Annotated in this window: 1 protein-coding gene and 4 pseudogenes; 2 read left to right on the forward strand and 3 right to left on the reverse strand. The window is 46.5% G+C overall.

The window, feature by feature from the left end; genetic code table 11:
* Positions 1–370: hypothetical protein (locus F6K37_RS32845; RefSeq protein WP_287254843.1), on the reverse strand; the 370-nt coding region annotated here is incomplete at its 3' end.
* Positions 371–990: 620 nt separating this feature from the next.
* Here F6K37_RS32845 and F6K37_RS45020 point away from each other — a divergent pair.
* Positions 991–3,408: pseudogene (locus tag F6K37_RS45020) on the forward strand (NACHT domain-containing protein); the annotation flags it as partial.
* A 155-nt stretch (positions 3,409–3,563) separates the two neighbouring features.
* Here F6K37_RS45020 and F6K37_RS45795 read toward each other — a convergent pair.
* Positions 3,564–3,674 (reverse strand): annotated as a pseudogene (locus F6K37_RS45795) (hypothetical protein); the annotation flags it as partial.
* Between F6K37_RS45795 and F6K37_RS45030 the strand changes: the two are divergent.
* Positions 3,628–3,834 (forward strand): annotated as a pseudogene (locus F6K37_RS45030) (pentapeptide repeat-containing protein); the annotation flags it as partial. The pseudogenes F6K37_RS45795 and F6K37_RS45030 sit on opposite strands and share 47 nt — an antisense overlap.
* A 209-nt stretch (positions 3,835–4,043) precedes the next feature.
* Here the strand turns inward: F6K37_RS45030 and F6K37_RS32855 are convergent.
* Positions 4,044–4,523 (reverse strand): annotated as a pseudogene (locus tag F6K37_RS32855) (hypothetical protein); the annotation flags it as partial.

The following is a 4,523-nucleotide window of genomic DNA, read 5'->3' on the forward strand; positions in this document are numbered from 1 at the left end:
TATCTAGAATCCAACTATCAGGGGTAGCGTCAAAGGTCGTAATAAAGTTTCTAGGAGGAACAGGAAGAGGAGAAGGAAAAGGAGAAGGCAACGGTTCAAGGGTAATATCAGAACCGACTTGCTCTAAACCTTCGACATCAAGAAACCAAGAGAGTAATTCCCCTTCAGTATTGTACTCAACAAACCCCTCGTAATCTCTAGTTTGGGGAGGAGGCTCTGGCAGAAAATCAGGAAAATCCGACAATTCAAGTTCGCCGCTGAATTCTTGGTTAATTATCTGCTCAGCAGCAGCCGGTAAAACTGCAACAGTAGCAGAGGTTAAAGCCACAGCAGTAGTAACAAGAGCTAATTGGTGAGAAAGATTAGTCACAGAAAGTATCCTCCTTCAGTATGTATAAAATAAGGAAAAGTGCGTAGGGTGTGTTAGGGGCGGGCTTGCCTTGATGTTCAACCTGGAGCGCCAGTGTTGAGATAGCCCGCCCCGTAACGCACCACTGGGTCTGGGTCAAACAGCAAAAATGAGATGCCTCACTTTTTTCTTTAACAGTAAGAAATAATTACCAGTTTTTTTGTTATGATAAATTATTAGGATTTATCATAATCCCTTTGTAAATAATAGAGTTAGCTTGAATTATAGTCACCTCAAAAATCCATGTCAATAATTTATCAAAACCCCTAAAAGTGCCGATGCCAAATTGCCTGATTATTATAGGATTTATAATAGTAGTGAATTAATTAATGTTGAAATTAGCCAAAAATTCTAATAAAATCCCCATCTCCCCATCTCCCTACTCCAATTCACAACCGCTATAATTGCAACTAAAACGTTAGATTCGTGTAAACCTAGCACAGTGGCTTGCTAAAACTAAGACAGTGGTAAAATTTAAACAAGTTTGGCAACTTCTCAACACTGACATCCGCGAGTTAGGAACCCCTGGAGAAACCGTTGAAGCTGGGGCAGAGGTTACTCAAGCTACCTTGGAATTTATCATGGCTCTCGGTTTGCTGACTCCACTAGCGCCTGTTGCGGCAGGGCTATCGTTTGTGTCACTCAGCCGCAAAGGGCAAAAGCTGTTTGGTGCCAAGACCAACAACAAGCTAACCTCGGAGCAATGGGTAGGAATCGCGTTTCCTCTAGCCTATATCGAGAGCTTTGATAGCTTGGTTCGCAGCAATGACTGGTTAAGGAAAAAAATTGGTGCTGGAGTATCCGGTAACGATATCGATAACGATGCTAAGCAGCAAATTGACCAGCTTGGAGAACTCAACTTAGATCAAGCGCTAGTTGATCAGGCATGGGACTACTTCCCTGAATCCAAGTTAGGGCAAGCCTTAAATCAGCAATTATCCCAATACCTGGCACAAGCAGGACTACAAGCAAATACCATTCCCCTGGTGACTGGGTGGGTAGCTTGGGGCACCTATCGTTGTGTAGACTCACTACTTTCATACGAGCCAGAGGATATAGTTAATAGTTTCAGCCTGCAGAGAGCAGCAGCCCAGCAAACCAGACCAACTAGCAAATACGGTAACATTGAATCCTACCTGAGCGAGCAAATATCCCCTAATCCCAGTGACCCTCATCGACTTCAACAGTGGAAGGTACTGGGTGAAGACTTTAAAATTCCCGATATCTATGTACCCCTAAAGGCTCAGTTACTCGACAGCAATGGCAAGGTAAAAAAATACGCAGACCTAGTTAATTTAGAGAGTTGGGCAAAAGAGCAGCTTACTAACCCTGACCATTTTGGTCAGGTGATGTTTATTCAAGGGGGACCAGGGCGCGGGAAAAGTGTCTTTTGTCGGATGTTTGCGGATTGGGTGCGCCAACACTTGCATCCGATCTGGACCCCTATATTAATTCGACTGCGGCATATTCATACCTTTGAGGAAAATATCGAGAATACCCTCCGCACCGCCGTTCAGGAGGATTTTGCTAAGAGTGACAATGGCTGGTTGACTGACCCCAATACTCGCTTTTTGTTTTTACTGGATGGCTTTGATGAGTTGCGGATGCAGGGGAGAACCTCTGGCGGTATTGAAGATTTTCTGAGAAAGGTGGGGTACTATCAAGAAACCTGCCAGCGAAACCCCCAATTGGGACATCGCTTTTTAGTTACTGGCAGAGAATTGGCATTGCAAGGCATTGTTATACCCAGAAATCTGGAGCGGGTGCAAATAGCGCTGATGGATAAGACGCTCCAGCAGCAGTGGTTTAGGAACTGGGGAAACCTAGTTGGTCAGGATAAAGCCACTGGGTTTGATGGGTTTTTGCAAGGCCAACACTGCCCAGAACGAGTAAAGGAATTAGCCCAAGAGCCCCTATTACTATACCTGTTAGCAGCCATGCACCGGCATGGTAAATTAACAGACCAAATGTTTGAGTGGGCTAGCAGTATTAATGCCAAAATTCTGATTTATCAAACCGTCCTAGACTGGGTACTGACCAAGCAGCGTCCTGAAGACCTCAATTTTGACCTCACTGAACAGGAAACCGAGGATTTGCGGCGGATTCTGACCGAAGCCGGGTTATGCGTTACCCAAGCCGGTGGGGAATGGGCTGCCATCACTATGATTGAGGAACGCCTTAAAGAAGATGATGGTGCCAGAGACCTGCTGGAAAAAGCCCAAAAGCGCATTGGCGAAAACCCCCTCAGAAATGCCTTAGCAGCGTTTTACCTCAGACCAGCGTATGGTTCTAGTCTCACAGAAGGGGCAGTGGAGTTTGTCCATAAAAGTTTTGGTGAGTTTTTGTGTGCTGTGCGGTTGCAAGAAAGCCTCGAAGACTGGACAGAACCCCGTAAAAAGCGTCGAGGATTTGCGATCGATAACGATCAGCTGGCAGAGGAAATCTACGATTTACTAGGTTACGGCAGACTGACACCAGAAATTGTGGACTACTTGATGGCGCTGCTAGATACTAGTGATGACTTTCGAGCGGTGCAGTTATTTGAGCGCTTGGAAGAGTTCTATTTGCGCTGGTGCAATGGAGAATTTATTGACATCCTAGACGAAACCACCCTACCCCAGAAAACCGGTCAAAAATTGCGCAACCATGGGGTTCAGTTAGGTCAGCGACAGGTAGATATCGCTGCTGGTCTCAATACCATGATTTTGCTCCTAGAATTAAACCGTTACGCCCAGACACAAGATGAACTTAAGGAGAAAATTGCTTTCCATCCCTGCGGTAAGCCAGATACGGAAGGGTTTGATAGTAAGCGATTGCTTCGCATTATTAACTACAGCAATAGTGTTGAGCTCGGCAATTTTCTAATAACAATTAGACGATTCCTTAGGCAGGCATACCTCAGAAAGGCATACCTCAGACAGGCATACCTCAGAAAGGCAGACCTCAGACAGGTAGACCTCAGAGAGGCAGACCTCAGACAGGTAGACCTCAGAGAGGCAGACCTCAGACAGGTAGACCTCAGAGAGGCAGACCTCAGGTTGGCAGACCTCAGGTTGGCAGACCTCAGGTCGGCAAAGCTCAGCTTCGCAGACCTCAGACAGGCATACCTCAGACAGGCAAACCTCAGCTGGGCAAACCTCAGCTCGGCAAACCTCAGGTTGGCAAACCTCAGACAGGCATACCTCAGCTGGGCAAACCTCAGACAGGCAAACCTCAGACAGGCAAACCTCAGACAGGCAGACCTCAGCTCAACAGACCTCAGCTGGGCAGACCTTAGTGAGGCAAACCTCAGCTGGGCAGACCTTAGTGAGGCAAACCTCGAAAACATTTCCTGGAATGAGGACACGAAGTGGGAGAACGTGCAGGGGTTGGAAACAGCAATTAATGTGCCAGAAGCCTTGAAAAATCACCTAACCTCACCCTAGCCTGCATCTAGGGAATTTTTATGGGATTGACCAAAAGTCACGCTAAGCGATGAAGCGATGGCTCGAAGAGCCCGCCAAAGGCGATTGACATGATTGTCACGCTTCGCGATCGCAAAGCGTGGCCCAAAGGCCTCAGCTTCCGCGCTTATGCGATGGCTCGAAGAGCCCGCTAAAAGCGATCGCAAAAAAGGAATAAGTCTAAACAGCTGTTATGTATCTTTGCTAGGACTATTAAAAGATTGATTGTAAGGAAACAAAGTATCCAGTAATCGGTTCAAGCTCCCCTGCCCATGAACAGTAGGCTGAGTCTTCGGAGCTGGTGATTCTGTCTGCGACTCCGCCGTCCTCTCAGCCTCAATAGTTTCTGTGGTGTTAGTCTCTGTAGAATTGGTATCTATAGAATTAGTCTCTGTAGAATTAGTCTCTGTAGAATTAGTCTCTATAGAATTGGTATCTGTAGTATTAGTCTCGGTGGTATCTGTAGCCACCGTATTACTGGTGGATGGCACTTGACCATTCACAGATTCAGTGGTAAAGCTTTGATCAGGTAAAGTTGATGACGACTCCTGAGGTTTCTGCTCCAAGCTATCAGGAGTTGGTTGAGACTCTTCCGGTAATGGACGCCCCTTATCCCCCAACACGGAGGCTGATGGTACCACTTGTAAGGATTCTACAGAATGATTCCAAAT

Origin of the sequence: Moorena sp. SIO4E2 (assembly GCF_010671945.1) — a bacterium.
GTDB lineage: Bacteria > Cyanobacteriota > Cyanobacteriia > Cyanobacteriales > Coleofasciculaceae > Moorena > Moorena producens.